25 protein-coding genes are annotated in these 25577 nt (G+C 70.2%); 10 read left to right on the plus strand and 15 right to left on the minus strand.

Translation table 11 applies throughout. The annotated features are described in order from the left end of the window. Positions 1–3 precede the first annotated feature (3 nt). Both ASG52_RS00140 and ASG52_RS00145 read left to right on the plus strand, forming a co-directional pair. Positions 4–675: a hypothetical protein gene (locus ASG52_RS00140; RefSeq protein WP_056237294.1), complete on the plus strand. Its 672-nt coding sequence runs from the start codon at positions 4–6 to the stop codon at positions 673–675. Then, positions 659–925, plus strand: coding sequence for a hypothetical protein (locus tag ASG52_RS00145; protein WP_056237298.1), 267 nt, complete (start codon positions 659–661; stop codon positions 923–925). The genes ASG52_RS00140 and ASG52_RS00145 overlap by 17 nt, the downstream gene beginning before the upstream one ends. A gap of 10 nt (positions 926–935) precedes the next feature. Here ASG52_RS00145 and ASG52_RS00150 read toward each other — a convergent pair whose 3' ends face one another. Genes ASG52_RS00150 through ASG52_RS00175 form a run of 6 tightly spaced genes read right to left on the minus strand, consistent with a single transcriptional unit; the run spans position 936 to position 6372 of the window. Further along, positions 936–2060 (minus strand): branched-chain amino acid ABC transporter substrate-binding protein, encoded by a 1125-nt coding sequence (locus ASG52_RS00150; RefSeq protein ID WP_056238336.1) that lies wholly within the window; start codon positions 2058–2060, stop codon positions 936–938. A 23-nt stretch (positions 2061–2083) separates the two neighbouring features. Beyond that, positions 2084–2449, minus strand: a complete 366-nt coding sequence (locus ASG52_RS00155) for a DUF6867 family protein (RefSeq protein ID WP_200945544.1) — start codon at positions 2447–2449, stop codon at positions 2084–2086. A 2-nt stretch (positions 2450–2451) separates the two neighbouring features. After that, on the minus strand, positions 2452–3204 hold the full coding sequence (locus ASG52_RS00160) for an ABC transporter ATP-binding protein (RefSeq protein WP_056237299.1): 753 nt from the start codon (positions 3202–3204) through the stop codon (positions 2452–2454). Then, positions 3201–4085, minus strand: coding sequence for an ABC transporter ATP-binding protein (locus ASG52_RS00165; protein ID WP_056237302.1), 885 nt, complete (start codon positions 4083–4085; stop codon positions 3201–3203). Before ASG52_RS00165 ends, ASG52_RS00160 begins: the two co-directional genes overlap by 4 nt. Then, the gene (gene livM, locus ASG52_RS00170; RefSeq protein ID WP_056237304.1) at positions 4085–5458 is read right to left on the minus strand and encodes a high-affinity branched-chain amino acid ABC transporter permease LivM; all 1374 of its coding nucleotides are present in this window, start codon (positions 5456–5458) and stop codon (positions 4085–4087) included. The genes ASG52_RS00165 and livM overlap by 1 nt, the downstream gene beginning before the upstream one ends. After that, positions 5458–6372, minus strand: coding sequence for an ABC transporter permease subunit (locus tag ASG52_RS00175; protein ID WP_056237309.1), 915 nt, complete (start codon positions 6370–6372; stop codon positions 5458–5460). The genes livM and ASG52_RS00175 overlap by 1 nt, the downstream gene beginning before the upstream one ends. A 281-nt stretch (positions 6373–6653) precedes the next feature. Here ASG52_RS00175 and ASG52_RS00180 point away from each other — a divergent pair, with 281 nt between their 5' ends. The 4 genes from ASG52_RS00180 (at position 6654) to ASG52_RS00195 (ending at position 12283) form a co-directional block, all read left to right on the plus strand. After that, positions 6654–8339 (plus strand): methyl-accepting chemotaxis protein, encoded by a 1686-nt coding sequence (locus ASG52_RS00180; protein ID WP_056237311.1) that lies wholly within the window; start codon positions 6654–6656, stop codon positions 8337–8339. 154 nt (positions 8340–8493) lie between these two features. Continuing rightward, positions 8494–9783, plus strand: coding sequence for a dicarboxylate/amino acid:cation symporter (locus ASG52_RS00185; RefSeq protein WP_056237314.1), 1290 nt, complete (start codon positions 8494–8496; stop codon positions 9781–9783). 13 nt (positions 9784–9796) lie between these two features. Further along, complete coding sequence (locus ASG52_RS00190; protein ID WP_056237316.1) at positions 9797–10678, plus strand: amino acid ABC transporter substrate-binding protein; 882 nt, start codon at positions 9797–9799, stop codon at positions 10676–10678. 33 nt (positions 10679–10711) lie between these two features. After that, on the plus strand, positions 10712–12283 hold the full coding sequence (locus tag ASG52_RS00195; RefSeq protein ID WP_082552275.1) for an aspartate ammonia-lyase: 1572 nt from the start codon (positions 10712–10714) through the stop codon (positions 12281–12283). Here the strand turns inward: ASG52_RS00195 and ASG52_RS00200 are convergent. The 3 genes from ASG52_RS00200 to ASG52_RS00210 all read right to left on the minus strand — a co-directional run bounded on the left by ASG52_RS00200 (position 12198) and on the right by ASG52_RS00210 (position 16343). After that, a complete protein-coding gene (locus ASG52_RS00200) occupies positions 12198–13442 on the minus strand; it encodes a GGDEF domain-containing protein (RefSeq protein ID WP_056237319.1) in 1245 nt (414 codons plus the stop codon). The genes ASG52_RS00195 and ASG52_RS00200 overlap by 86 nt on opposite strands. A gap of 134 nt (positions 13443–13576) precedes the next feature. Continuing rightward, positions 13577–14899 (minus strand): dicarboxylate/amino acid:cation symporter, encoded by a 1323-nt coding sequence (locus ASG52_RS00205; RefSeq protein WP_056237323.1) that lies wholly within the window; start codon positions 14897–14899, stop codon positions 13577–13579. A 52-nt stretch (positions 14900–14951) separates the two neighbouring features. Next, positions 14952–16343, minus strand: a complete 1392-nt coding sequence (locus ASG52_RS00210; RefSeq protein ID WP_056237325.1) for a GntP family permease — start codon at positions 16341–16343, stop codon at positions 14952–14954. Between the two features lie 189 nt (positions 16344–16532). On the opposite strand from ASG52_RS00210, the gene ASG52_RS00215 reads away from it, so the two are divergent. Together ASG52_RS00215 and ASG52_RS00220 are read left to right on the plus strand one after the other, a co-directional pair. Continuing rightward, on the plus strand, positions 16533–16754 hold the full coding sequence (locus ASG52_RS00215; RefSeq protein ID WP_056237327.1) for a DUF4160 domain-containing protein: 222 nt from the start codon (positions 16533–16535) through the stop codon (positions 16752–16754). After that, a complete protein-coding gene (locus ASG52_RS00220; RefSeq protein ID WP_056237328.1) occupies positions 16741–17214 on the plus strand; it encodes a hypothetical protein in 474 nt (157 codons plus the stop codon). The genes ASG52_RS00215 and ASG52_RS00220 overlap by 14 nt, the downstream gene beginning before the upstream one ends. Positions 17215–17217: 3 nt before the next feature. On the opposite strand, the gene ASG52_RS00225 is transcribed toward ASG52_RS00220, so the two are convergent. Further along, positions 17218–17709 (minus strand): GNAT family N-acetyltransferase, encoded by a 492-nt coding sequence (locus tag ASG52_RS00225; protein ID WP_056237331.1) that lies wholly within the window; start codon positions 17707–17709, stop codon positions 17218–17220. A 94-nt stretch (positions 17710–17803) separates the two neighbouring features. Continuing rightward, entirely contained in the window at positions 17804–18634 is an 831-nt protein-coding gene (locus ASG52_RS00230) for a DUF3750 domain-containing protein (RefSeq protein WP_056237334.1), read from the minus strand. A 258-nt stretch (positions 18635–18892) separates the two neighbouring features. Between ASG52_RS00230 and ASG52_RS00235 the strand changes: the two genes are divergently transcribed. Together ASG52_RS00235 and ASG52_RS00240 are read left to right on the plus strand one after the other, a co-directional pair. Beyond that, complete coding sequence (locus ASG52_RS00235) at positions 18893–21010, plus strand: TonB-dependent receptor (protein ID WP_056237336.1); 2118 nt, start codon at positions 18893–18895, stop codon at positions 21008–21010. An 83-nt stretch (positions 21011–21093) separates the two neighbouring features. Further along, positions 21094–21534, plus strand: coding sequence for a hypothetical protein (locus tag ASG52_RS00240; protein ID WP_056237338.1), 441 nt, complete (start codon positions 21094–21096; stop codon positions 21532–21534). On the opposite strand, the gene ASG52_RS00245 is transcribed toward ASG52_RS00240, so the two are convergent. From ASG52_RS00245 to secD, 4 genes are all read right to left on the minus strand, one after another. Continuing rightward, on the minus strand, positions 21531–22430 hold the full coding sequence (locus tag ASG52_RS00245; protein ID WP_056237340.1) for a phytoene/squalene synthase family protein: 900 nt from the start codon (positions 22428–22430) through the stop codon (positions 21531–21533). The genes ASG52_RS00240 and ASG52_RS00245 overlap by 4 nt on opposite strands. Positions 22431–22521: 91 nt before the next feature. Next, positions 22522–22908 carry an Mth938-like domain-containing protein gene (locus ASG52_RS00250; RefSeq protein WP_056237343.1) on the minus strand — a complete coding sequence of 129 codons (387 nt, stop codon included), beginning with the start codon at positions 22906–22908 and terminating at the stop codon, positions 22522–22524. Positions 22909–22915: 7 nt separating this feature from the next. Next, positions 22916–23863 carry a protein translocase subunit SecF gene (gene secF / locus ASG52_RS00255; protein WP_056237345.1) on the minus strand — a complete coding sequence of 316 codons (948 nt, stop codon included), beginning with the start codon at positions 23861–23863 and terminating at the stop codon, positions 22916–22918. An 82-nt stretch (positions 23864–23945) separates the two neighbouring features. Then, positions 23946–25550, minus strand: coding sequence for a protein translocase subunit SecD (secD, locus tag ASG52_RS00260; protein ID WP_056237348.1), 1605 nt, complete (start codon positions 25548–25550; stop codon positions 23946–23948). Between the last annotated feature and the right edge of the window lie 27 nt (positions 25551–25577).

Here is a 25577-nt window from a genome sequence, read left to right on the forward strand (position 1 = left end):
CCGATGTTTTTCGCGGTCTCCGCCCTGATCGCGCTCGCCGCCGCCGTCCTCTGCCTCCGGCAGGGGCGGCGGTCGGCGGCGTGGCGAGCCGGGCTGTTTTCGGACTGCGCAGCATTACTGGAGGCGTCTCGGCTCGGGCGCGACCGGGCCGGCTTCGCCACCCTCGACGGCTCTCGCGACGGGATGCCGGTCACTGTGCGGCTGATCCCGGAGGCGCTGGTGCATCGCCGCCTGCCGCAGCTCTGGCTCTCGGTGAGCCTGCGGTGCCCGCTTCCGACCGAGGCCACCCTCGACGTGCTGCGCCGGCCCGCGGGCGCCGAGTTCTACGCCCCCGCCGACCTGCCGCTGCGCCTCGACACCCCCGCCGGCTGGCCCGCCGACACGCTGGTGCGCGGCACTTCAGGCGCCGTGGCGCTGTTGCGACAAGTCGAGCCGATCTTTGAGAGAATCCTGGCCGACCCTCGGGTCAAGGAGGTGCTGGTGACGCCGCGGGGGTTACGCCTCGTGGTGCAGGCGGCGGAGGGCGCGCGTGGCGCCTACCTGCTCCTGCGCGGCAGCCGGTTCGATCTCGACCATGTCGCGCCTGCGCTCCTCGACGGGACGCTGGCCGGGCTGCATCGCCTCGCCCGCGCCCTGTCGCAGAACGAAGAGGTATCTCATGCGCGCGCCGCCTGACCCGCGGCGCGTCCTCATGGTCGCGGCGCTCCTGCCCGGCATGGGCCATGTCTGGACCGGGCGGGCGGCGCGGGGCCTGGGCTTCGCCCTGTTCGCCATCCTCGGCTTCTGGCTCACGGCGAAATTCGCCGCCCCCGAGGCGAGCTTCGTCGGGCGCCATGCCGGCGGCTTCTTCGTCTGGGCCCTCTCGCTGACCGACGCCTATCGCGGCGCCCGGCTCGACCGAGTGAGGTTCGAGCGGGGCGTTTGATGCGGGATCGCTACGGCGCGATCTCGTTGCCGGTGTAGTCGATGCTCCCCGAAGCCCCCTTCTTCCACTCGTAGATCACGTAGTCCGGCCGGGTGATGTCGCCCTTCTTGTCGTAGCCGATCTCGCCGAGCACGGTCGGTGTCGGCTTGCCCTGGTGCAGGTAGGCGGCGAGCTTTTCGCCCTCGGTCGAGCCGGTGGCCTCGATGGCTTTGGCCAGGATCTGCACGGCGGCGTAGGCGTAGAGGGTGTAGCCCTCGGGCTCGATATTCTTCGCCTTGAAGGCGGCCACCACGTCCTTGGCCGCGGGCTTGTTGCGAGGGTCGGGCGGGAAGGTGGTGAGCGTGCCCTCCGCCGCCGGGCCGGCGATGGCGACCAACTCCTTGTCGACCATGCCGTCGCCGCCCATCAGCGGCGCCTTGAGGCCCTGGTCGCGCATCTGGCGGATGATCAGGCCGGCCTCGGTGTAGTAGCCGCCGAAATAGAGCAGATCGATGCCGTTCTGCTTCAGCTTCGACACCAGCGCCGAATAATCCTTCTCGCCCGGATTGATGCCCTCGACCATGGTCTCCTTGCCGCCCTTGGCCTTGTAGGCCTTGAGGGTCTCGTCGGCGAGGCCCTTGCCGTAGGGGGTCTTGTCGTGGACGAAGGCGATCTTCTTCCCCTTGAGCGTCACCGCGAGGTACTCGCCGGCCAGCGCCCCCTGCTGGTCGTCGCGCCCGCAGGTGCGGAAGGTGTTCCACATGCCGCGCTCGGTGAACTTCACGTTGGTCGAGCCGGGGCTGATCTGGATGATGCCGGCATCGAGATAGACGTCGGAGGCCGGGATCGAGACGCCCGAGTTGAAGTGGCCGACCACCATCTTCACGCCTTCCGAGGCGAACTTGTTGGCCACCGACACGCCTTGCTTCGGATCGGAGGCGTCGTCGCCGCTGGAGAGTTCGAACTTCTGCCCCTTCACGCCGCCGGCCCGGTTGATGTCCTCGACCGCCTGGACGACGCCGTTGCGCACCTGCGCGCCGAAGGCGGCGCTGTTGCCGGTGAGCGGGCTCCCGACCCCGATCTTGATCTGGGCGTGGGCCGCCCCGCTCAGGCCGAGGCCGAGCGCGAGGCCGGCCAGGAATGTAAATCGCTTCATGGTGTCCCCCCGAAAATCCAAGATCACGGCCGCCCCGCTTCCGGACGTTCGCGCCACGTGAACGGCCCGGTGCGGGCGTAGAGCCAGCGGTACTGCGTCGTCATCTGCCGCACCCGCGTCATGCGGAAGGCCACCGAGCCGACGGCGAGCACCACGAGCGCGTCGATGGCGAAGTAGTACGGTGACAGCAAAGTACCGGAGAACAGAGCGAAGTGGATGAAGCGCACCGCCGCCGCGACCCCGAGGAGCGCCGGCAGGCAGGCGCGATAGGGCCGCCAGCCCCGCGCCACGGCGCGCGCCGCCATCCAGCCGGCCCAGCCGCCCATCGCCACGGTGACGAGGAGGAAGGGCAGGATCGAATCCGACTCGTGCAGAACGCCCTGGAGCACGCCTAGACCCCCTCCCCCACGGCCGCCGCCGGGGCGTGGCCGCCTTCGAGATAGGCGGCCTTGATCGAGGGATCGTCAAGCAATGCGCGGGCCGGGCCGCTCAGGGTGATGCGGCCGTTGACCAGCACGGAGCCGCGATGCGCGAGCTTGAGGGCGTGATAGGCGTTCTGCTCCACGAGGAAGATCGTCATCCCCTCCTCCCGGTTGAGCGCCGAGATCGCCGAAAAAATCTGCTTCACGACCAGCGGCGCGAGGCCGAGCGAGGGCTCGTCGAGCATCAGGAGCCGGGGCCGGCTCATCAGGGCGCGGCCGATGGCGAGCATCTGCTGCTCGCCGCCCGACATGGTGCCGGCGCGCTGGCTCAGGCGCTCCTTGAGGCGCGGGAACAGGGTGCAGACCTTGTCCAAGTCCTGCGCGAAGTAGCGCCCGCCGTGCAGCGCGGCGCCCATCTGCAGGTTCTCCTGCACGCTCATGCGGGGAAACACCCGCCGCCCTTCCGGCGACTGGGCGAGGCCGAGCCGGGCGATCTCGTGGGTGGGCCGAGCGGTGATGTCCTCGCCCGCGAAGGAAATCGAGCCGGAGCGGGCACGCGGCGCGCCGAACACCGTCATCATCAGGGTCGACTTGCCGGCCCCGTTGGCGCCGATCAGGGTAACGATCTCGCCCTCGTTGACGTCGAGATCGACGCCGCGGAGCGCCGCGACGCTGCCGTAGTAAGCGGAGACGTTGCGCAGGGAGAGGAGCGAAGCGCTCACGGGCGCGCCTCCTCGGCCACGGGGATCGTCAGCCCGACTTCGGCATCGACCTTCGCCACCTCCTCGTCCTCGACGCCGAGATAGGCCGCGATCACCTTCGGGTCCTCGCGTATGTCCCGCGGCGGGCCGTCGGCGATCTTCTTTCCGTAATCGAGCACGACGACGTGGTCGGAGATCTCCATCACCACCGCCATGTCGTGCTCGATCAAGAGCACCGAGGTGGCGTGCTCGTCGCGGATGTGGCGCAGGAGCCGGGCGAGGTCGGCCGATTCCCGCGGGTTGAGGCCCGCCGCCGGCTCGTCGAGGCAGAGCAACTCCGGGCCGGTGCACATCGCCCGCGCAATCTCCAGCCGGCGCTGGTCGCCGTAGGGCAGGTCGCCCGCCGGATCGTCGGCGCGGCGCAGGAGGTCGATCCGCTCCAGCCACGCGCTCGCCTTGGCCACCGCTTCGGCCTCCGCCCGGCGGTAGCCCGGCAGGCCCAGCAGCCCAAGCAGGGTGTAGCCGGAGGCACGCATCAGCGGGGCGTGCTGGGCCACCATCAGGTTCTCCAGCACGGTCATGCCGGAGAACAGGCGGATGTTCTGGAAGGTGCGGGCGACCCGCGCCCGGCGGTTCACCGCGTGGTTCGGCAGCCGCTCCAGGAGGTGCGCGGCGCCGTCAGCGTGGCGGAGCGTCAGCATGCCCTCGCTCGGCCGGTAGAAGCCGGTGATGCAGTTGAACACCGTGGTCTTGCCGGCCCCGTTCGGGCCGATCAGCGCGGTGATCTCAGCCCGGCGTGCCTGGAACGAGAGGTCGTCCACGGCGGTGAGCCCGCCGAAGCGCATGGTGAGGTGATCGACGGTGAGGACGGCGTGCGGGTCGTCGGGGCGGCGGGTCGCCATCAGCCGTGACCCTCGCGCACGAGGTCCTTACCGATCGCCTTGCGCTGGCCCAGCGCCACCGTGGGCATCCGGTCGGAGATCAGGCCGCGGGGGCGCCAGATCATCATCGCCACCATGGCGAGGCCGAACAGGAGGAGCCGGAACTCGTTCGGGTCGAAGCCCTCGCCGAACACACCCTTGAGGAAGCCGAGGTTGCGCAGCAATTCCGGCCCGCCGACCATGGCGACGGCGGCGACCGCGACGCCGAGCTGGCTGCCCATGCCGCCGAGCACGACGATCGCCAGGATGATTGCGCTCTCGAGGAAGTTGAAGCTCTCCGGGCTGACGAAGCCCTGGCGCACGGCGAAGAACGAGCCGGCAAAGCCCCCGAACATCGCGCCGAGCGCGAAGGCGGTGAGCTTGGTCTTGGTGGTGTCGATGCCGAGCGAGCGGCAGGCGATCTCGTCCTCGCGCAACGCCTCCCAGGCGCGGCCGATGGGCAGGCGGCGCAGGCGCAGGGTGACGAGGCTGGTGACGAGCGCCAGCGCCAGGATCAGGTAGTAGAGGAACACGATGCGGTGCATTGGATCGAAGGGGAGGCCGAACAGCGTCGAGAACCCGTCGGGCCCCGCCTTGAACGGCACGCCGAAGAAGGTCGCGCGGGGGATCGAGGAGATGCCCGCCGAGCCGCCGGTGACGTCGCTCCAGTTGATCAGGACGAGGCGGATGATCTCGCCGAAGGCCAGCGTGACGATGGCCAGATAATCGCCCCGCAGGCGCAGGACGGGAAAGCCCAGCATCACCCCCCACAGGCCGGCGAACAGCCCGGCGAGCGGCAGGCAGACCCAGAACGACAGCCCGAACACCGTCGAGAGCAGGGCGTAGGAATAGGCCCCGACCGCGTAGAAGGCGACGTAGCCGAGATCGAGCAGGCCGGCGAGGCCGACGACGATGTTGAGGCCCCAGCCGAGCATCACGTAGGTCAGGATCAGGATGCCGAGATCGATCCAGTAGCGCGCGGGCGACAGGCCGCCGCTGGCCAAAGCCGCGATCAAGGGCAGGAACAGGGCGAAGCCGACGAAGAGCGGTAGGCCGAGACGCGGCAGGCGCTGGCCGGCGTTCGGCTCGGCGCCGACGGGCTCGGTCGCCTGATGCGGCGAGGGCGTCACCAAGGCCCGCGCCGCGCGCCGCTCCAGTAGAAGGCGCTGGACCAGCCGCACGCAGAACACCGCGGCGCAGAGCCCCGCGACGAGGCCCCAGCGCGGGGTCAGTGCGAGGCCGTCGGACCCGAGATCGGTGCGGTGGCTGACGATCGGGATGCACAGGCCGAGCGCCACCAGGGCGAACAGGCCGGCATCCTTGAGGATCGCGGCGGGCGACGTGGCGGCGGCCATCAGACCTTCTCGACCTCGGCCCGGCCGAGCAGGCCCGAGGGCATGAAGATCAGGACGATGGCGAGGATCGAGAAGGCGGCCACGTCCTTGTACTCGATCGAGAAATAGGCCGACCAGAAGGTCTCGATCAGGCCGATGATCAGCCCGCCGATCACGGCGCCCGGCAGCGAGCCGATGCCGCCGAGCACCGCCGCGGTGAAGGCCTTCACGCCGGGCACGAAGCCGTCGGAGAACGAGACCACGCCGTAATAGAGCAGGTAGAGGAGCCCTGCGACCGCCGCGAGCACCGCGCCGAGCACGAAGGTAAGCGAGATGGTGCGATCGACGTCGATGCCGAGGAGTGCCGCCATCTTCCGGTCCTGCTCGCAGGCGCGCTGCGCCCGGCCGAACGGCGTCCTCTGGACGAGGTACCAGAACCCGAGGAGCAGCACGCTGGTCACCGCCATGATCAGGATCTGCTTGTAGGAGAGCGTCACGGCGTAGCCGTCGCGCTCGAACAGGGTCAGCCCGCCGTCGAGCATGGAGGGCAGCGCCTTGTTGCGGGCGCCTTGGGCCACCTGCACGAAGTTCGACAGGAAGATCGACACGCCGATGGCCGAGATCAGCGGCGCCAGCCGGAACGAGCCGCGCAACGGCCGGTAGGCGATGCGCTCGACGGAAAAGCCCCACAAAGCGGTGAGCGCCATGGTGATGACGAGCACCGCGAGGAAGGCGAGCGCCACAGAGGAGATGCCCAGCGCCGTCAGCACGAGGAAGCTGATCAGCGCGATGAAGGTCGAGACCATGAAGACGTCGCCGTGAGCGAAGTTCACCATGCCGATGATGCCGAACACCATCGTGTAGCCGATGGCGATCAGGCCGTAGATCGAGCCCAAAGTCAGGCCGTTGATGAGCTGCTGTACGAACACGTCCATGCGGCGGCGGTCTCGCGTCTCTCGTGACGGTGGCGCCCGGCGCGTCGCCGGAAGGTGCGTCCCGGCGACAACCGGACCCCGCGCAGGGCGCGAGCGTAGCCGCCGGAATCGCCTACGGGAAGGGCCGTCCTGCCGGTTCCGCGCGACGGCGCCTGACCATCGTCGCGGCGGCTGCTTACAAAGGCGGCAAAAAATACTCCGCGCCGGGTGTCCGTTAAGAGATCGAGAACTCCGCGATGGCCAATCGTGACGAACAATCACGCATATCAGGAGACCGCGACATGGCCCGGCTTTCATCCATCCGTGGAAAGCTCGGGACCGGTTTCGGGGTCATGGTCCTTCTGGTGATCGCGTTCGGCGCGTTCTCGCTCTGGGAGCTGCGTCAGGTCAACGAGACGGCGCGGGAACTGCGCGACCACCGTCTGCCGGTCACACAGATCCTCGCCAAGATCCAGGTCGCCGTCCTGCGCATCCGGGTGAACGGGGGGCGCCTCATCACCGCCGACACGCCGGCCCTGCGCGCCGAGGTGGCGGAGACGATCGCCAAGCGCATCCGCGAACTCGGGGCGTTCCGCGAGGCCTTTCTGCGGCAGCCCTCCACCCCCGAGACCGCCGCCCTGTTCGCCGGCTTCGAGGCGAAGTGGCAGGCCTACACCGCGCTCCAGGCCGAGGCGCTCGCCCGGGCCAACGACGGCGACCTCGTCGGCGCCCAGCGGGTCTACAATACGACCATGTCGGCGGGCAGCAACGCGACGCTGGCGGAACTCCAGAAGCTCATCGACGCCAACGAGACGGAGGCCCGCCTCGCCGGCAGCGCGGCGGAGGCCGCCTACGAGGCGGCCAACCGCAACACGCTGTTCTTCATCGGCCTCGCGTTCCTCGTCGCCATTGGCGCCGCCATCGGGCTCGGCCTGAACGTCGCGCAGCCGCTGCGCGCCATGACGGCGACGATGGGGCGCCTCGCCGCGGGCGACGCGACGGTGGCGATCCCGGCCTCCGGGCGCCGCGACGAGATCGGCGCCATGGCGGCGGCCGTGCAGGTGTTCAAGGACAACCTGATCCGCACCCGCGCGCTCGAAGAGGAGACGGCGCTGGCCCGCGCCGACGCCGAGGTGCAGCGCCGGGCGGCGACGCGGGCCATGGCCGACGCCTTCGAGCGGGCGGTCGGCGGGCTCATCGGCGGCGTCGCCTCCGCGGCGGCCCAGCTCCAAGCGACCGCGCAAGGCATGGCCGGCACCGCCGACCAGACCGCCCGCCGCTCGCTCGCGGTCGCGGCCGCCGCCGAGGAGGCCGAGACCAACGTCACCACCGTGGCGGCGGCGGCCGAGGAACTCGGCTCGACGGTGGGCGAGATCGGCCGGCAGGTCGACGGCTCGGCGGCGCTCGCCCAGGCCGCGGTGGGCGAGGCCGGCCGCAGCGCCGTGCTGGTGAAGGAGCTGAGCGGCGAGGTCGCCCGCGTCGGCGACATCGTCACGATGATCTCGGCCATCGCCGGCCAGACCAACCTCTTGGCGCTGAACGCGACGATCGAGGCGGCCCGCGCCGGCGAGGCCGGCCGCGGTTTCGCGGTGGTCGCGGCGGAGGTGAAGGAGCTGGCGAACCAGACCGCGCGGGCCACCGGCGAGATCACCGGCCAGATCGGCCGCATCCAGGCCTCGACCGGTCAGGCGGTCTCGGCCATCGACGGCATCGCCGAGCGCATCCGCGAGATCAGCGGCATGGCGACCGGCATCGCCGCGGCGGTGGAAGAGCAGGGCGCCGCGACCCAGGAGATCGCCCGCAACGTCGCCCAGGCCGCCCTCGGCACCGGCGAGGTCACCGGCAACGTCGCGGGCGTCGCCGGTGCCGCGGAGGAGACCGGCGCGGCGGCGAGCCAGGTTCTCGCCTGCGCCACCGAGCTGTCGCAGCAATCCGAGCGGCTCGGCACCGAGGTCGATCGCTTCCTGGCGGGCGTGCGGGCGGCCTGATCGTTTCCGGACGGGCTTGAGCGCCCTTCCCGGCTTTCTGGCAGCGTCCGGGGAGGCCACGCGCGACACGGCTTGCGCATGGCCTCCTTCCTGCTTCACTCTTCTCCCCAAGGAGCCGGCTGCATTCGACAAGGCCGGCCCGTGGAGAGATCCGATGAAGTCCACCCGGCTGACGACGCTGATCTTTGTCGGAATGGTGCTCGGAATCCTCGTCGGCTACCTGTGCAGCATCACCTGGCCCGATCCGCAGACGGCCAAGGAAATCTCGGGCTACATCGCCCTGATCTCGGACATCTTCCTGCGGCTGATCAAGATGATCATCGCGCCGCTGGTGTTCTCGACGCTGGTCGTCGGCATCGCACATATGGGCGACACCGCCTCCGTCGGCCGCGTCGGCGGCAAGGCGCTGCTGTGGTTCGTCGGCGCCTCGTTCTGTTCGCTGGCGCTCGGGCTCCTCCTCGTCAACCTGCTGCAGCCCGGCCACAACCTCAACCTGCCGCTGCCCGACACGGGCGCGGGCACGGGCATCAAGACCGCCTCGCTCTCGCTCAAGGACTTCGTCACCCATCTCGTGCCGAAGAGCGCCGTCGAGGCGATGGCCAACAACGAGATCCTGCAGATCGTCGTGTTCTCGATCTTCTTCGGCGTCGCCCTCGCCGCGCTCGGCGAGAAGGGCAAGGCGCTGGCGCACGGCGTCGAGCAGCTCGCCGAGGTGATGCTGAAGGTCACCGGCTACGTGATGAACTTCGCCCCCCTCGCGGTCTTCGCCGCGGTCGCGGCGACGATCACCACGCAGGGCATCGGCGTGCTGGTCACCTACGGCACCTTCCTGGTCGAGTTCTACTTGAGCCTGTCGATCCTGTGGCTGGTGCTGCTCGCGGCCGGCGCGCTGCTCGTGGGCGTCGGCGGCCTCAAGCGGCTGGTCGGCCTGATCAAGGAGCCGTTCGTGCTCGCCTTCTCGACCGCGTCGAGCGAGGCGGCCTATCCGAAGACGCTGGCGAACCTCGAAAAGTTCGGCGTGCCCAACCGCATCACCTCGTTCGTGCTGCCGATGGGCTACTCGTTCAACCTCGACGGCTCGATGATGTATTGCACCTTCGCGGTGCTGTTCATCGCCCAGGCCTACGACATCCCCCTCACCTGGGGGCAGCAGCTCACCATGCTGTTCCTGCTGATGGTGACCTCGAAAGGCATGGCAGGCGTGCCGCGCGCCTCGCTGGTGGTGATTTCGGCCACATTGGCCCAGTTCAACATCCCGGAAGCGGGTCTGCTCCTCATCATCGGCATCGACCAGTTCCTCGACATGGGCCGCTCGGCCACCAACGTCCTGGGCAACAGCATCGCCACGGTGGCGGTGGCCAAATGGGAGGGGCAGCTCAGCGAAACCGACCAGAGCCTCGACCGGGAGATCGGCGCGGCGCCCGCGCCCTCCGCCGCCGAGTAGGATCTTGTCCGCGATGTCCGCCCGGATCGCTCTCCTGTTGATGCTCGCGCTCGCCGCCACGCCGGCCGCCGCGCTCGATCTCCTGACCGGCACGGTGCGCAAGGCCGCCGAGACCGGCGAGGTGGTGATCGGCTACCGGACGCATTCGGTGCCGTTCTCGTTCGAGGAGCGGGGCGCCCCGGTCGGCTACGCGATCGACCTGTGCCGGGAGATCGTCGAGGACATCGCGTCCGCGACCGGCCGGAACGTCCGCATCCGCACCGAGCCGGTGACCTCGGCAGATCGCTTCGACGCGCTGACCGCGGGCCGCATCGACCTCGAATGCGGCTCGACCACGACGAATGCCGAGCGGCGCAAGCGCGTGGCCTTCTCGCCGGTCACCTATTTCAGCGCGACGAAGCTCTTGGTGAAGCGCGATTCCGGCATCCGCGCGCTGCGCGACCTCGCGGGCAAGCGCGTCGTCGTCACCGCGGGCACCACCAACGAGGCGGCTCTGCGCACCATGCTGGCCAAGGCCAAGGTCAGCGCCGAGATCCTCGTGGCCAAGGACCACGACGAATCCTTCGCCATGGTGCGGGATGGGCGGGCGGACGCCTTCGCCACCGACGACGTGCTGCTCTACGGCCTCAAGGCCGCCGCCGGGGCGGAGGGCGCGGCCTTCACGGTGCTGCCGGAAAAGCTCTCGTTCGAGCCCTACGCCATCGCCTTCCGCAAGGACGACCCGGCCCTCGCGGCTTTGGTCACGGCGACCTTCCAGCGGCTTGCCGAATCGCGCGAGCTGCGCTGGACCTACGACAAGTGGTTCCTCAAGCGGCTGCCCAACGGCGAGCGCCTCGACATCCCGATGTCGGACGAACTCCGCACGAGTTTTTCCGTGTTGGGGCTGCAGGACTGAGGAAGACCACCGAAGCCTGTGGGGGGAGACGTCATGGCGAAGGCACCCGGCACCGCGGCCAAGCGCGTCGCCAAAAGGGTGGCGAAGGCGGCCGCTGACGCCTCTGCCGCGCCCGAGCCCGCCGCGGCTCTGCCGACCGATGGGCTCGCCGTCGCGACGGTCCGCACCATCGCGCTGGAATCCGGCCGGACGCGCTCCGAGCACGATCTCCTCGGGCACAGCGAGGTGCCGGCCGACGCGCTGTGGGGCATCCACACCAAGCGGGCGGTGGCGAACTTCCCGATCACCGGCGTGCCGGTCGGGCATTTCCCCGAGCTCGTGCGCGCGCTCGCCCTGGTCAAGCAGGCGGCCGCCCGCGCCAACCGCCGCCTCGGCTACCTGCCCGAGGACAAGGCGCTGGTGATCGACGCCGCCTGCGCCCGCGTCGCGACCGATCCGGTCTATGCCGAGTCCTTCGTGGTCGACGCGATTCAGGGTGGGGCCGGCACCTCGACCAACATGAACGCCAACGAGGTGATCGCCAACGTGGCGCTCGGTCTGATGGGAAGGAGCCCCGGCGACTATGCCGCGCTGCATCCCAACGACGACGTCAACATGGCCCAATCCACCAACGACGCCTATCCGACGGCGCTGCGGCTCGCGGTGATCTTCGCCACCGCGCCGCTGGTGAAGGCGCTCGACGACCTCGCCTACGCCTTCAAGGGCAAGGCGGTGGAGTTCGCCGACGTGCTCAAGATGGGCCGCACCCAGCTCCAGGACGCGGTGCCGATGACGCTGGGCCAGGAATTCGACGGCTTCCACGCCACGATCAAGGAGGACGTGGCGCGGTTGAACGAGATCGTCGGGCTGTTCCGCGAGGTGAATCTCGGCGCGACCGCCATCGGCACCGGCATCAACGCCGACCCGCGCTACGCCGCGCTCGCCGTCGAGGAGCTGTCGCGGCTCGCCGGCCAGCCGATGGTGCTGGCCTCCAACCTGATCGAGGCGACCTCGGATCTGGGCGCCTTCGTGCTGTTCTCCGGCACGCTCAAGCGCGTCGCCGTCAAGCTCTCGAAGATCTGCAACGACCTGCGCCTGCTCTCGTCGGGGCCGCGCACCGGTTTCGGCGAGATCCGCCTGCCCGCGGTGCAGGCGGGCTCCTCGATCATGCCGGGCAAGGTCAACCCGGTGATCCCGGAGGTGGTCAACCAAGTCGCCTACATGGTGATCGGCCTCGACCTCACCGTGACGCTTTGCGCCGAGGGCGGCCAGCTCCAGCTCAACGCCTTCGAGCCGACCATCGGCTTCTGCGTGCTGAACTCCCTGCGGATGCTGACGGCGGCCATCGACACCCTGACCAAGCGCTGCGTCGAGGGCATCGAGGCCGACCGCGAGCGCTGCCGCAGCCTCGTCGAAGGCTCGGTCGGCCTCGTCACGGCGCTGGCCCCCACGCTCGGCTACGAGGCGAGTTCGCGCGTGGCGCGCCGCGCCCTCGCGGAGAACCGCCCGGTGGCCGATCTGGTGCTGGAGGAGGGGCTGCTCACGCGGGCCCAGCTCGACCAGCTCCTCGAACTCGAAGCGATGACCCATCCGACCCGGCGGCAGAAGGCCGGTTCGGTGGGGTGAGCGGCGCGCCGGGCGCGGCGAGGCAGAACCGGTCCCGGCCCGCCGCCTTGGCGGCGTAGAGGGCGAGGTCGGCGCGCCGCAGGGCGGCGTCGTAGGGCTCGCTCCGGTCGGTCACGGCGATGCCGAAGCTCGCGGTGACGGCGACGTCGTCGGGGATCAGAGCGTAGCGGGCCCCCTGCCCGAGCGCGCGGATCGCCTCGATCCGGGCGCAGGCGGCCTCCGCGTCGCAAGCCGGCAGCAGGATGCAGAACTCCTCGCCGCCGATGCGGCCGCAAAGGGTCTCAGGCCCGAGGGCGACCCGCAGGCGCTCGCCGAAGGCCCGGATCGCCTCGTCGCCTGCGGCGTGGCCGAAGCGATCGTTGATCCCCTTGAAGCGGTCGAGGTCGCACAGGATCAGGCTCGTGCGCGCGCCCGGCGGGCTCGCCGCCAGCGCCCGCACCGCCCGCTCGGTGAAGGCGCCGCGGTTGAGCAGCCCCGACAGGCCGTCGCGCTGGAGCGAGAGCCGCGCCGCCTCGATCACCTCGACCATCATCAGACCGAACAGGGTCAGCCCGAGCAGCAGCGAGAGGATGCCGCCCGCGGTCTGCGAGTAGAAGGCGTAGGTGCTGGCGAGATAGTCGCGCACCCCCGGCCCGCTGCCGGCGAGCCCGGCCAGCACCGCCTTCGCGACGAACTGCGCCGCGCTGAGGATCAGGATCGCGGCGAGCGCGAGGTCGATCGCCCGCCGCCGCGACGCGCCGAGCACGATGGCGGCGGCGATCCCGAGCATGGCCGCGAAGGGCAACTGATAGCCGAGCGCCTGCCCCCAGCCTCCCCGCGGCAGGTCGAACACCACGAGGGCGTTGAAGGCCGCCGACGCCGCCAGGATCACGAAGAGCGGGACGAGCGAGGCGTCGGGCCGGAAGGTCCGCGACAGGCCGGCGGCGATCAGGGTCAGCGCCAGCATCAGCAGGCCGAAGGACAGGGCCGAGACCGCGCGCACCGACGGGATCAGGAAGCCGAACCCCTCGACCGCGACGGTGGCGGAGGCCGACAGGAAGCCCAGCGCGCACCAGCGGCCCAGCGCGATTCCGGAGCGCCAGGTCAGGCCGAGGAAGGCGACGGCGAAGGCGGCGCCGATGGCGAAGTTGAAGACGAGGAGAAACGTGGCGCTGTTCATCGACCGCTGGCGCATCGTCGGCCGCGTCGAAGCTTGGCCTCAGTCTGTTAGAAGTCCGGTCACTAACATTTGATCCATGCGGCAGCCCGTCGCAGCCTCGATTCTGCCCGGCGATGACCGTTCGGGTCGGTATTCTACTCCCCCGTGATGTCCGCCACCGCCTCCCCGTCGAGCACCCGCCGGGCCCGCTCCCGGTCGAGGTCGCCCTCCCAGGCGGCGACCACGACGGTGGCGACGCAATTGCCGATGAGGTTGCCGAGCGCGCGGGCCATGCCGATGAACCAATCGACCGAAAGCACCAGCACGAGGCCGATGGCGGGGATCGCCGGCACGGCGTTGAGCGTCGCGGCCAGGATCACGATGGCCGAGCCCGGCACCCCGTGCGCGCCCTTCGAGGTGACGAGGGAGACGCCGAGCACCAGCATGAGGTCACCGAACGAGAGCGGCGTGTTGGTGGCCTGGGCGATGAAGACGACGGCGAGCGTCAGGTAGATCGAGAAGGCGTCGAGGTTGAACGAGTAGCCCGTCGGCACCACGAGGCCGACGGTGGAGTCCTTGATGCCGAGATGCACCAGCTTGCGCATGATCTGCGGCAGCACCGCATCCGACGAGGCGGTGCCCAGCACGATGGTGAGTTCGGCCCTGAGATACGCCAAGAACTTCCACAGGCTGAGGCCCGACAGCCGCATCACCGCGCCGAGCACCCCGAACACGAACAGGGCGACCGCGACGTAGAACAGGGCCACCAGCGACAGGAGCTGCGTCAGCGAGCCGATGCCGTAGCGGGCGACGGTGTAGGCCACCGCGCCCATCACGCCGAGCGGGGCCACCCGCACGATCAGGCCCATCGCCTTGAACAGGACCGTGCTCAGCGCGTCGATCATCTCCGTGACTGCCCGGCCCTTCTCGCCCCCGACTAAGGACAGGCTCGCCCCGAACAGGACGGCGAAGAACAGCACCTGCAGCACGTCGTTGCGGGCGAGCGCGTCGAAAGCGGTCTTGGGGATCACGTCGAGCAGGAAGGCCGAGATGCCCCCGCCCTGGAGTTTTTGCGCGTTGTCGGCGGTTTGGCCCAGGGCCTTGGCGTCGAGGCTCGCGACGTCGACGTTCATGCCGTGGCCGGGCCCGACGATCCAGGCCAGCACGAGGCCGAGCACGAGGGCGACCGTGGTCATGACCTCGAAATAGACCAGCGCCTTGACCCCGACGCGCCCGACCTTCTTGAGGTCGCCCGCCCCGGCGATGCCGTGGACGACGACGCAGAACACGATCGGCGCGACGATCATCGAGATCAGCTTGAGGAAGGCGTCGCTGAGCACCTTCAGGCTCTTGGCGAAGTCCGGCGCGACGAGCCCGAGCAGGATGCCGGCGAGCAGTCCCGCGATCACCTGCGCGAACAGCGACTTGTGGAGCGGCGTGCGCGCGGCCGGCACTACGGCGGCGGTGGTGGTGGTCATCGGCTCGGCCCCCTACGTCCCGGCTCGGGCAGCAAGGGCGGTGCCAGCAGGCTCACACCAAGCCGGTGAGGTAGTAGACCCCGATCACGAAGAACACCGCCAGGGTCTTGATGACGGTGATCGCAAAAATGTCGCTGTAGGACTGGCGATGGGTGAGCCCGGTGACGGCGAGCAGGGTGATGACCGCGCCGTTGTGCGGCAGCGTGTCCATGCCGCCGCTCGCCATGGAGGCGACGCGGTGCATCACCTCCAGCGGGATGCCGGCCGTCTGCGCCGCCTCGACGAAGCGGCCCGACAGGGCGCCGAGCGCGATCGAGAGCCCGCCCGAGGCCGAGCCGGTGACGCCGGCCAGCACGTTGACGGTCACGGCCTCGTTGATCAGCGGGTTGGGGATCGCCGAGAGCGCGTCCGAGATCGTCTTGAAGCCCGGCAGCGCCGCGATGACCGCGCCGAAGCCGTATTCGGTCGCGGTGTTCATGCCGGCGAGCAGCGAGCCGGCCACCGCCGCCTTCGAGCCCTCGACGAAGCGGGGCGCGAGGTTGCGATACCCGAGGATCACCGTGGCGAGGATGCCGAGCAGAAGCGCCCCCTCCACCGCCCAGATCGCCGCCACCGCCTTGACCGGCACGGTGACCGGGTGGGCGGCCATCTCCGGCGTCAGCGCCGCGCTCGCGGTCTCGCCGTAGGCGGCGGTGATCCAGCCGAGCAGGAGCTTGTTGCCGATCCCGACGATGAGGAGCGGCAGGATCGCCACCAGCGGATGGATGACGACTTTATCCTCCACCGCCTGCGGCTCGTTCGAATGACCCTCGCCGTAACCCTCGTCGCCGGCGCGGCGGCGGCGCCATTCGAGATAGGCGATGCCGAGCCCGAACACGAAGAGCGCGCCGAGGATGCCGAGCACCGGGGCGGCGTAGGCGTCGGTCTTGAAGAACGAGGCCGGGATGATGTTCTGGATCTGCGGCGTGCCCGGCAGGGTGTCCATGGTGAAGGTGAAGGCGCCGAGCGCGATCGTGCCGGGGATCAGGCGCTTGGGGATGTTCGAGCGGCGGAACAGCTCGGCGGCGAAGGGATAGACCGCGAACACCGCCACGAACAGCGAGACGCCGCCATAGGTCAGGATCGCGCCGACCAGCACGATGGCGACGATCGCCCTTCCCTCCCCGAGCAGCCCCGTGACGGCGCCGACGATGGAGCGGGCGAATCCGGAAATCTCCACGAGCTTGCCGAACACGGCGCCCAGCAGGAACACCGGAAAATACAGCTTCAGGAAGCCGACCAGCTTCTCCATGAACAGGCCGGAAAACAGCGTCGGCACCGCGGCCGGATCGGTCAGCAGCACCGCGCCCATGGCGGCGACCGGCGCGAACAGGATCACCGAGAAGCCGCGATAGGCGATCCCCATCAGGAAGAAGAGCGCCGCGAGGCAGATCAGGAAGCTCAAGGCCGAAATCCCCCAGCGGCCGATCCGCGACCGCGTGGGACTATGATGTCCGCCCGCGGGACGGATTCAATACGGCGAAGCCTCGGACGACGCGGATCGGGCGGGAAGTGTCAGGGAGCCGGCGACGTTTGCGCGGCTTGTCTGAGTGCAATGCTTGCATCATAGTTGAGGAGTTTCGGATCGCTCGACGTGCCGACCTACGCATCCTTCGATGGCTTCCGTGTCGAGCTGCGCTCGCGCGATCACGCCCCACCGCATTTCCATGTCGTCGGAGCGGATTTCCACGCCCTCGTCGGGATTCAGGATCTGCGGGTCATGCGGGGCACGATCACGCGGCGGGCCTTGGCCGAGGTGGTGGCTTGGGCGAGCGGGCGAACGGACGAGTGGAGGCGACTCAATGAGCGCGACTGACCTGATCGCGGTCGGCGATCCGCTGCCGCGCCTCGCCGCGGTCGAGCCGGCGGAGGGGGCCTACGACGTGGCGCTCACCTGGGCGGAGGGCGCGCGCGCCTGCCGGCGCGACGTGATCGACCTCGCTCCCATCATCCTCACCTTCAAGGTGTTTCGCCCGTTGCGGGGGGACGCCGCCCTGTTCGCGGCCGTGCGGCTCGGCGAGGGCGGCGCCTCGAGCGTCTGGCCGGGCAATCCCGACCTCGACATCGGCGCGGACAGCCTCGAGGAACTGGCCGAGGAGACGATGACCAACGTCGACTTCGCCGCCTTCCTGGAACGCAACGGCCTGACCTACGATGCCGCCGCCGTCCAGCTCGGCGTGTCGCGGCGCATGGTGGCCTATTACGCCAAGAGCCACGCGGTCCCCCGCCTCGTTGGGCTCGCTTGCCGCTATCTGGAGCTGCGCGGCGCGGCCTGACGCCTACAGCACCCGGTGCATCACCAAGGCATCGACCGGCCCGTGGGCGGGATGGCGAAACACGCCCGGCAGGCGGCCGATCTCGTGCATCCCGAGGCCCGTCCAGAGGGCGACCGCGCGGGTGTTGGTCGCCACCACGAGGTTGAACTGCATCATCGTGAAGCTCAAGCGCCGCGCCGTCTCGAACGAGTGCAGCCCCATCGCCCGCGCGACGCCCCGGCCCTGCGCGTCCGCGTGCGTCGCGTAGGTCCCGTTGGCGACGTGGTCGCCGGCTCCGAGCTGGTTGGCGCGGATGTAGTAGGAGCCGACCACGGCGTCGCCGTCCAGCGCGACGTGGACGTGGTGGGCGGGCGCGAACCAGTAGGCCAACGCCTGCGCGCGGTTCCAGTCGTGGGGTAGTGCGAAGGTTTCGCCGGCCCACAGGATCGGCTCCAGGATCGCCCAGATCGCGTCGTGGTCGGTGGGCTCGGCGGGGCGGATCGTGAGGTCGGTCATGGGCCCGCTGTCTCCCGCACGACAGGGGTGGCGGCAAGCCCTTCGTCGGGCTCTGCCCGACACCCGCCGAAGGGGTGACCCCTTTGGGAACCCGTCAGCCGGAGACCGGGTCGGGTTTCTGCGACGGCGACGGGCGCGCGGTGTCGTCGTCGCTCGGGATCAGCGCGATCCGCCCCCAGCCCGGTAGCTTGATCGCCGGGCGGCGCCAGTCGAGGCCGGCGACCGCGCCGAGCAGGTTGATCTCGAAGCCGTCGATCCAGCCGATCGTCAGCCCGGCATAGCCCTGCAGCGACAGGCGCAGGCCCGTGTGGCTCGGGGTGATCTCGATGAAGCGGCCCGGCGGGGTCCAGTCCTTACCGAGCGCGGTCGGCGGCAGCGGCACGTCGTTGTCGGGGATGGCCGCGACGACGTGGGCCGCGAAGGTGTTCGAGTTCGGGCCGGGCCACGCTCGGTACGAGCCGAGGCTGCGGTGGGGATAGTCGGCCACCGCCGCGCGGATCGCCGGGATCGCGCGGGCCGCCGCCGCGCCGTCGAGGGCGAGCACCGGCTCCGGGTCGTTGCCGAACCAGCGCCCGTCGGGGGCGTAGGCGTCTTTGCGCACCGGCGGCCCCCAGCCGACCACGTCGTAGCGGGTGTAACGAGATGCGCCGGGTTCCTTCGTCACCACCCAGCTGTGATGCGCGAAGATGCCCCGCCAGCGCCCGACGCGGGCGGCGTAGACTCGCACCATCGCCTCCGGCGCGGCCGAGGCCGGCGGCAGGAGGCCCGCGCTCGACCAGTCGGCGGAGGACCAGCTCTCGGCGCGCCCACCCCGCGCGTTCCACCACAGGGCATGGGTCGCGAGCGGCAGCAGGAAGGCCAGCACGACGACGAGGAGAAGGACGAGGGTGGCGAGACGCAGGCTCGCGAGCAGGGCGGCGGTCATGTCCCCCGCATGTTGCCGCGGGCCGGCCACGGTTCAAGCGGCGCGGGGCCGCCTGCGGCCTTTGGCCGGCTCACGGAAGTGAGCCCCGTGCGCGCCCGCACGCTGAGGGGCGGGTGAGGCTTTACGGCAACGCTTGTCCGCCCGCGCGTCACCGGGGCCCCCTTCGCGCTTGTAACAGTGTCACGTCCGCGCAATGAAACATTATAACATGTTGAGCGAGGCACGATGCGGTCGGCGGCGAGGCGGACGGGACGGGGCATGCTGCTGGCCGGGACGATCCTGTCCGGCGGGGCGGTGCCGGCATTCGCCCAGCAGGCGACGACGCTGGAGGAGCTGAGCGTCGCCGCGAGCCCGGTCCAGCCCGCGGCCAAACCCGTGGCCGGCGCCTCGCCCCAGGTTCCCCTGCGGACGCCGACCGGCGTGCTGCCGGTGGTGACCGATTCGTTCTCGTCGGTGACGGTGGTGACGCGCTCCGAGATCGAGCGCTCGCAGCCGACGCAGCTCGGCGACGCGCTGTTCGACAAGCCCGGCCTGTCGGCCTCGAGCTTCGCGCCGGGCGCCGCCTCGCGCCCGATCATCCGCGGCCTCGACAACACCCGCGTGCGCATCCAGGAGAACGGCGTCGGCGTCGGCGATGTCTCGGAGCTGTCCGAGGACCACGCGGTGCCGATCAACCCGATCGCCACCGACCGGATCGAGGTGGTGCGCGGCCCTGCCGCGCTCCGCTACGGCAGCCAGGCGATCGGCGGCGTGGTCGCCGCCGAGAACAACCGGGTGCCGACCTTCATCCCCGCGGGCGGCGTCGCCGGCCGGGTGACGACGGGCTATTCGAGCGTCGACAACGGTTACAACACCGCGGCCAGCGTGGATGCGGGCGGCGACGGCGTCGCCGTCCACGCCGACGGCTTCCGCAGCCAGGGCGACAGCTACAACACGCCGGCCGGCATCCAGACCAACTCGCAAGTCCGGTCGCAGGGCGGCGCGGTCGGCATCTCGGTGATCGGCGACCGCGGCTTCGTCGGCATCTCCTACAGCCATTACGACGCGCTCTACGGCATCCCCGGCGGCGGCTCGGCGGAGCGGCGGGTGCTGCTCGACCCCGTGCAGGACCGCCTGCTGGCGCGGGGCGAGTACCGCCCGCTCGAAGGGCCGTTCGCGGTGATCCGCTTCTGGGCCGGCGGCTCCGTCTACAAGCACAACGAGAGCGGGCTGGAGGACGACGGTTTCCGCACCATCGGCTCGACCTTCAAGAGCCGCGAGGTCGAGGGCCGGGTCGAGGCGCAGCACGTGCCGGTCGATCTCTCGTTCGGCGTGCTCACCGGCGCGGTCGGAATCCAGTCGGACCGACGGGTGCTCGGCACGTCCGGCGAGGCGGGCGGCCTCATCGCGCCGACCGATGCGCGGGCCAACGCGCTCTACGTGTTCGAGGAACTGGCGTTGCCCTCCGGCACCCGCTTCCAGGCGGCGGGCCGCATCGAGGGCAGCCGGGCGACCGGCACGGCCACCAACTTCCCCGGCGACTTCCTGCCCGGCCCGGTCGATCCGCTGGAATTCGACCGCCGCCGCCGCTTCGCCCCCAAGAGCGCGAGCTTCGGCGTGCTGCAGGATCTGCCCTACGACTTCGTCGCGAGCCTGACGGCGAGCTACGTCGAGCGGGCGCCCTCCGTGCTCGAACTCTATTCGCGCGGTCCGCACGAGGCGACCGAGACCTTCGAGATCGGCGACCCGAACCTGAAGCTGGAGCGCGCCCGCACCCTCGAACTCGGCATCCGCCGCGCGGTCGGCCCCCTGCGCTTTGATGCCACCGGCTACGTCACCCGCTACACCGGCTTCATCTACAAGCGCGAGACCGGCACGTTCTGCGGCGACGAATTCGCGACCTGCGGCGCCGAGGACGAGCTGCGCCAGATCGTCTACACCCAGGCCAACGCGCAGTTCTACGGCGCCGAGATCGGCGCGCAGCTCGACTTGATCCCCGTCGGCAACGGCTTCATCGGCGTTGATGCGCAGTACGATTTCGTCCGCGCGCAGTTCGACAACGGCAGCTTCGTGCCGCGCATCCCGCCCCACCGGGTCGGCGGCGGCGCCTATCTGCGGGCCGACGGCTGGTACGCGCGGGTGTTCCTGCTCCACGCCTTCGCCCACACCGAGACCGCCCCGATCGAGACCCCGACGCCGGGCTGGGACGATCTGCGGGCCGAGATCAGCTACACGAAGCCCCTCGATCCGGCGGTGTATGGGGCGAGCGAGATCACCTTGGGGCTCCAAGGCCGCAACCTCCTGGACGACCGCATCCGCAACTCGGCCTCGTTCAAGAAGGACGAGATCCTGTTGCCGGGGCGGAACCTGCGGTTGTTCCTAACCGCGCGGTTCTGAGTCTCCTACAGCCGCAAGCTGTCTGGACGTTCGACAGGCCCTGATTCGAGTCGTAGGATCACCTTCCACGCGAGGAGGCGACCATGGCGACGCACGTGCCGGCAGTCGAGGTTCCCGTCACCGTGTCCCGGCTGCGCGCGCTGCTCCTCGTAGCGACCCTTCTCGCCGCCGCGGGGGTGCTGGCGACGTTTGACGCCTCGGCGAAGGCAACAGTCGAGGCCGATCTCGCCCGCGTGCTGCAATTCATGGCCGCGCTCAAACTTGCCTTCGCGGCCTGCGCGCTCGGCGTGTCGTATTGGCGGCTCGCCCGGCCGGCCGAGGGCTGGCGCGGGATCGCCTACGTCGCCGGTCCGCCGCTCTCGCTCGGCGGCGGTCTGCTGATGCTGTCGCTGACCCATCCGGGGCTCGCCGCGGTCGGCGTCCACGCGGGGCTGGCCATGGTGATCGCCGCCGCCCTGACCGATCCGGCGTTCTTCGCCGAGCGGATGTCGTCCCGCGCCGGTCGCGGCCGAAGTCCCGTTTAACCCCGCCGGGCCGCCCGCCACAGCCGCCAGATCTTGCGCCAGCGGGCGATCTCGACCGCCGTGTTGAGCGGGTCGTAGCCCGCCCGCTCCATCGCCGCGAGGTAGGGCTCGACCAAGGCCGTCGGCAGGAAGGCGGCGCGCGCGGCGGGCGCGATGGTGGACCGCGCCGCCTCGTAGGACGCGAGATGCTGGCGGGCGAGCGCCCGCAGCTCGGCGCAGGCGCGCACGAGGCCGGGGCCGCCGCGGCCCGAGACGACGTCCTCCCGGGTGACGCCGTTCTTCCGCAGCAGGTCGCCCGGCAGGTAGACCTGTCCTTGGCGGGCGTGCCAGGGCAGCGCCCGCAACAGCCCGGTGATGCCGTAGGCGACGCCCGCGTGACCGGCGGCCGCCGCGCCGCCGGGCTCGGCCCCGTCGGCCAGCACCAGGGCGGAGAGGCGGATCAGCGCGGCGGCGGTCTCGCCGCAATAGCCCTCCAGATCGTTCACCCGCGGCATCGGGTCGTCGTAGAGGTCGAACACGCGGGCATCGATCAGATCGACGAAGGGCTGGCGCCCGAGGCGGCGCGTCACGATCGCGTCCTCCAGACCCGCCGCGACGGGGTTGGCCCGCACGTCGCCCCGCGCCTCGCCTTGGAGCGCGTCGCGCCACCATTGCAGGCGGATCTCGCCCGCCATCGGGTTGCCCGCGGCCTCCCGCACCCGCGCCACGGTGAGGCTGAAGGCCGAGAGCGCGAACAGGTGCGGCCGGACGGCGGCGGGGGCGAACAGGGTGGCCAAGTAACGGTCGGGGTCGCCGTCGCGCACCAGCTCCTCGCAATGGCGGAAGGCGAAGGCGAGGCCGCCGCCGCTCTCAGGCTGGGGGCTCGGCGCGGTGCGGGTCTCGGGGCGCGGCGTCATGGAGCGGGGCTCATGCGGCGTCGGGTTGTATCAGGCGCCGCAAGCGGCGTGCCTCGTGAAACGCCCCGGCGCGGCCGGTTCTCCCGAAGCACTACGGCACGGCGATCAGGGCGGCCGCGACCTTGCGGTTCTCCGCGGCCAGGATGTTGTACGTGCGCGCCGCCGCCCCCGTCTGCATCGCGTCGAGGCCGATGCCCGCGGCCTTCAGGCGCTGCCGCAGGGTCTCGGGCAGGAACACGATGTCGGCGCCAGTGCCGACGAGGAGGAGCTCGATCGCCTCGCGCTCGGCCAGCACCGCACTGAGGCTCGACGTCGTGATGGCGTCGGCCTGCTCCACGTCCCAGGCATGGACGCCCGAGGGCAGCATCAGAATCGAGCCCCGGTGCGACATGTCGCCGAAGCGGAATCCGCCGTTGCCGTAGGCGTCGATGCCGTGGCGGCCGGGCAGGAAGCCGCCGGGGCGCGGGCTCCCGCTCACCGCCCGCTCACTCCGCCGCCTGCCGCGCCAGCCCGGTCTCGCGCTGGCCCGACTTCGCACCCGACAGCGTCAGGCCGATATAGATCAGCGACGGCGTCGAGACGAAGATCGCCGAGTAGGTGCAGATCGCCACGCCCGCCAGCATCACCACGGCGAAGCCTTTGATCGCCTCGCCGCCGAACAGCACCAGCGCGACCAGCGATAGGATGGTCGACATCGACGTCATCACCGTGCGCGACATGGTGGAGTTGATCGACAGGTTGAGCAGATCGACCACCGGAATGGTCTTGTAGCGGCGCATCAGCTCGCGGGTGCGGTCGAACACCACCACGGTCTCGTTGAGCGAGTAGCCGACGATGGTCAGGATCGCGGCGATCGAGGTCATGTTGAACTCGATGCCCGTGACGATGAAGACGCCGACCGTGAGCACGATGTCGTGCAGGGTGCCGACGATGGCGCCGAGCGCGAGTTCCCGCTCGAACCGGAACCACAGGTAGAGCAGGACGGCCAGCACCGAGAGCACGACGCCGACGGTGCCCGACTGCACCAGCTCGCCCGAGACGCGGGGGCCGACGGTCTCGGTGCGGCGGAAATCGTAATGCGCGTCGAAGGCGGCGTGGGCCTTCTGCATCACCACGGTCTGGCCCTGCTCGCCGGCCTGAAGGGGAAAGCGCACCAGCACCTGCCCCTCGCCGCCGAGTTCCTGCACCTCGGTCTCGCCGAAGCCGAAGCCGTTGGCGGTCTCGCGGATCTCGGCGACATCGGCCTTCTGGCCGGGCTTGACCTGCAGCTCGACGAGGGTGCCGCCCTTGAAGTCGATGCCGTAGTTGAGCCCGACGGTGAGGAACAGCACCACGGTCGCCACGGAGACGATCGCCGAGAGCGGGAAGGTGAACCGCCGGAACCGCATGAAGTCGAAATGCGATTCGTCGGGCCAGAGGCGGAGCAGGCGCATGGTCGGTCTCGGAGCCTGAAGGCGGCGCGGCGCCTTCCGTCATACGGGCGAGGCGGCCTGCCGCGCGGCAGGCCGGGAGCGATCAGAACGGCAGGGTCTTGGGCCGGAAGGTATTGTACCACACCGCGATCATCATGCGGGTCAGCGTCACCGCCGTGATGACCGTGGTGAGGATGCCGAGGATGAACACCACGGCGAACCCCTTCACCGGGCCGGAGCCCATGAAGAACAGGATGATGGCGGCGATCGCCATGGTCGAGTTCGAGTCGATGATGGTGGCGAAGGCCCGGTCGAACCCGGCCTGGAGCGCCGAGACCAGCGAGCGGCCGGAGCGGGCCTCCTCGCGCATGCGCTCGTAGATCAGCACGTTGGAATCGACCGCGGTGCCGATGGTGAGCACGATGCCGGCGATGCCGGGCAGCGTCATCGTCGCCTCCAGCACCGACATCAGGCCGAGGATCAGGCCGACATGGACGAACAGGGCGATGTTGGCGATGAAGCCGAACACGCCGTAGGTCGCGAACATGAAGACCACGACGAGCGCGGCGGCCACTAGGGTGGCGTTCGTGCCGGCTTCGATCGAGTCGCGGCCGAGGCCCGGGCCGACGACGCGGCGCTCGACCACGGTGAACTTGGCCGGCAGGGCGCCCGCGCGCAGCAGCACCGAGAGGTCGTTGGCCTGCTGGACCGTGAAGTTGCCGGTGATCTGGCCCGAGCCGCCGGTGATGGCCGAGCGGATCACGGGGGCCGACTGCACCACGCCGTCGAGGACGATCGCCATGCGGCGCCCGACGTTCTCCGAGGTCGCCTGACCGAATTTCTGGGCGCCCTTCAGGTTGAACTTGAAGCTCACCATCGGCTCGTGGGTCTGCGTGTCGAAGGCGGGCTGGGCGTCGGTCAACTCGCTGCCGTCGGCCATCACGCGCCGCTCGACCGGCACCTTGGCCCCGCCCTCGTCCTTGTTGGGCAGGAGATCGACATCGCCCGAGGGCGAGTCGGCGAGCATGCGGAATTCGAGCTTGGCGGTGGAGCCGAGCAGCGCCTCAAGGCGGCTCGGGTCCTGCTCGCCCGGCACTTGGATCAGGATGCGGTCGGCGCCCTGCTGCTGGATCGAGGGCTCCAGCGTGCCGGTGGAATCGAGGCGGCGGCGGATGACCTCGATGCCCTGCGTCACGGCCTTGCGCGTACGCTCGGTGAGGCCGGCATCGGTGAAGGTAAGCTGGATCAGCCCGTCCGGCTGCTCGGCGATGTCGACCGTGCTGCCGCCGCCGGGGCCGACCAGCGCGTTCTGGATCGGCTGGGACAGTTCGCGCAGCTTCGGCAGAACCTTGGCCCGGCCCACCGCGTCCGGCACCCGCACCTGTACGCCGCGCTTCAGAGTCTGGATGCCGCCCTCGGACCGCACGCCCTCCCGCTGGAGCACACCGCGCACCTCGTCGCGCAGGCCCTTCACCAGCCCGCCGACGAGGTCGTTCTGATCGACCTCCAGCAGGAGCTGCGAGCCGCCCTGGAGGTCGAGGCCGAGCACGATCGCCCGGGTCGGCACCATCCACTGGATCGCCTTCGGCAATGCGTTGACGAAGCCGTCACGCTGCTCCTTCGAGAAGAAGCTCGGAACCGCGAGGCTCAGGCCGATCAGGATGATCGCCAGGGTCGCGAAAATCTTGGATTTCGAGAAGCGCAGCATCCGCCCGTTCCGAACTTTTTGTCGTTG

Source organism: Methylobacterium sp. Leaf456 (genome assembly GCF_001425465.1).
Lineage (GTDB): Bacteria > Pseudomonadota > Alphaproteobacteria > Rhizobiales > Beijerinckiaceae > Methylobacterium.

Excerpts from the sequence above, each read along its gene's own strand:
- ASG52_RS00140 (WP_056237294.1), top strand. The coding sequence starts at position 4 with ATGTTTTTCGCGGTCTCCGCCCTGATCGCGCTCGCCGCCGCCGTCCTC.
- ASG52_RS00145 (WP_056237298.1), top strand. The coding sequence starts at position 659 with ATGCGCGCGCCGCCTGACCCGCGGCGCGTCCTCATGGTCGCGGCGCTC.
- ASG52_RS00150 (WP_056238336.1), bottom strand. The coding sequence starts at position 2,060 with ATGAAGCGATTTACATTCCTGGCCGGCCTCGCGCTCGGCCTCGGCCTG.
- ASG52_RS00165 (WP_056237302.1), bottom strand. The coding sequence starts at position 4,085 with ATGGCGACCCGCCGCCCCGACGACCCGCACGCCGTCCTCACCGTCGAT.
- livM (WP_056237304.1), bottom strand. The coding sequence starts at position 5,458 with ATGGCCGCCGCCACGTCGCCCGCCGCGATCCTCAAGGATGCCGGCCTG.
- ASG52_RS00175 (WP_056237309.1), bottom strand. The coding sequence starts at position 6,372 with ATGGACGTGTTCGTACAGCAGCTCATCAACGGCCTGACTTTGGGCTCG.
- ASG52_RS00180 (WP_056237311.1), top strand. The coding sequence starts at position 6,654 with ATGGCCCGGCTTTCATCCATCCGTGGAAAGCTCGGGACCGGTTTCGGG.
- ASG52_RS00185 (WP_056237314.1), top strand. The coding sequence starts at position 8,494 with ATGAAGTCCACCCGGCTGACGACGCTGATCTTTGTCGGAATGGTGCTC.
- ASG52_RS00190 (WP_056237316.1), top strand. The coding sequence starts at position 9,797 with ATGTCCGCCCGGATCGCTCTCCTGTTGATGCTCGCGCTCGCCGCCACG.
- ASG52_RS00195 (WP_082552275.1), top strand. The coding sequence starts at position 10,712 with ATGGCGAAGGCACCCGGCACCGCGGCCAAGCGCGTCGCCAAAAGGGTG.
- ASG52_RS00200 (WP_056237319.1), bottom strand. The coding sequence starts at position 13,442 with ATGAACAGCGCCACGTTTCTCCTCGTCTTCAACTTCGCCATCGGCGCC.
- ASG52_RS00205 (WP_056237323.1), bottom strand. The coding sequence starts at position 14,899 with ATGACCACCACCACCGCCGCCGTAGTGCCGGCCGCGCGCACGCCGCTC.
- ASG52_RS00220 (WP_056237328.1), top strand. The coding sequence starts at position 16,741 with ATGAGCGCGACTGACCTGATCGCGGTCGGCGATCCGCTGCCGCGCCTC.
- ASG52_RS00225 (WP_056237331.1), bottom strand. The coding sequence starts at position 17,709 with ATGACCGACCTCACGATCCGCCCCGCCGAGCCCACCGACCACGACGCG.
- ASG52_RS00230 (WP_056237334.1), bottom strand. The coding sequence starts at position 18,634 with ATGACCGCCGCCCTGCTCGCGAGCCTGCGTCTCGCCACCCTCGTCCTT.
- ASG52_RS00235 (WP_056237336.1), top strand. The coding sequence starts at position 18,893 with ATGCTGCTGGCCGGGACGATCCTGTCCGGCGGGGCGGTGCCGGCATTC.
- ASG52_RS00240 (WP_056237338.1), top strand. The coding sequence starts at position 21,094 with ATGGCGACGCACGTGCCGGCAGTCGAGGTTCCCGTCACCGTGTCCCGG.
- ASG52_RS00245 (WP_056237340.1), bottom strand. The coding sequence starts at position 22,430 with ATGACGCCGCGCCCCGAGACCCGCACCGCGCCGAGCCCCCAGCCTGAG.
- secF (WP_056237345.1), bottom strand. The coding sequence starts at position 23,863 with ATGCGCCTGCTCCGCCTCTGGCCCGACGAATCGCATTTCGACTTCATG.
- secD (WP_056237348.1), bottom strand. The coding sequence starts at position 25,550 with ATGCTGCGCTTCTCGAAATCCAAGATTTTCGCGACCCTGGCGATCATC.